General features: G+C 67.6%; 1 protein-coding gene. It reads right to left on the bottom strand.

Annotation, left to right across the window (positions count from 1 at the left end):
• On the bottom strand, positions 1–618 hold a 618-nt coding region (locus A8G08_RS03670; RefSeq protein WP_157108388.1), incomplete at both ends, for a condensation domain-containing protein.

Genomic DNA, 618 nt, shown 5'->3' with positions numbered 1-618 from the left:
TGACACCTGGAGATCGAATTTCGCGGTCTCGACGTCAGCTTCGACGGGCGTGACGGTGAGGTTGGGCAGGTCGAATCGTGTTCCCGCGCCGAGGTTCTGGAAGGCCAGCGCGACCTGGAACAACGGGTGCCGGGCCTGGGAGCGCTCGGGGTTGAGCACCTCGACCAAACGCTCGAACGGCACGTCGGCGTGGCCGAAGGCGCCCAGATCGGTTTCCCGGGTGCGGGACAGCAGGTCGGTGAAGGATTCCCCGCCGTCGATCCCGGTGCGCAGGACCAGGGTGTTGACGAACATCCCGACCAGGTCGTCGAGTTCGGGTTCACCGCGACCGGCGATGGGGGTGCCGATGGCGATGTCGTCGGTGCCCGAGAGCCGAGCGAGCAGGACCGCGAGCGCGGCATGCACGACCATGAACAGCGTCGCATCGTGGTTGCGTGCCAGTTCCAACAATCCGGTGTGCACCGGCGCGGGCACGTCGAACTCGACGCTTGCGCCCCGGCCGGATGCGACTGCGGGCCGCGGCCGGTCCGCGGGCAGATCGAGCTGGTCGGGCAGGCCGACGAGTTGGGTTGTCCAGTAGTCGATGTGCTGGGAGATCAACGACTGCGGGTCGGTCTC

Source organism: Aldersonia kunmingensis, from assembly GCF_001646865.1.
In the GTDB taxonomy this organism is placed as follows: domain Bacteria; phylum Actinomycetota; class Actinomycetes; order Mycobacteriales; family Mycobacteriaceae; genus Aldersonia; species Aldersonia kunmingensis.
The sequence above is the reverse complement of the archived record's forward strand: the minus strand, read 5'-3'. Positions and strand labels throughout refer to the sequence as shown.